A 290-nucleotide genomic window follows, 5' to 3' on the forward strand; every position below is an offset into this window, starting at 1 on the left:
CTGTAACCCGCGTCTCCCGCCTGAAGAGTGTATTCCCGGCCGTTGGCCCCCTCGATCGGCATCCAGCTGGTTTTCTCATACCTCGCCCAGATATAGGTTGAAGCATCCGCACCGGTTCCGTTCGCCTTGAAGGTGTATTCCGCCCTCAGGGTCTGTCCTACCTCCGGCGTGCCGGATGTACGCACGTCCTCCACCGCTGGCGTGCCGTAAGCCGTCACCGCCTGGCTCTCCTGTAACGTTCCGGTCAGCGACGGGTGACTGCTGCCCTTCGGCGTCACCACCACCCGCAC

General features: G+C 63.4%; 1 protein-coding gene. It reads right to left on the minus strand.

Going from position 1 to position 290, the window contains the following annotated elements; translation table 11 throughout:
* The coding region (locus tag INF73_RS21710) for a hypothetical protein (RefSeq protein ID WP_193547319.1) at positions 1 to 290 on the minus strand (290 nt) is incomplete at both ends.

Source organism: Enterobacter cloacae complex sp. P6RS, from assembly GCF_014982245.1.
Classification (GTDB): domain Bacteria; phylum Pseudomonadota; class Gammaproteobacteria; order Enterobacterales; family Enterobacteriaceae; genus Enterobacter; species Enterobacter bugandensis.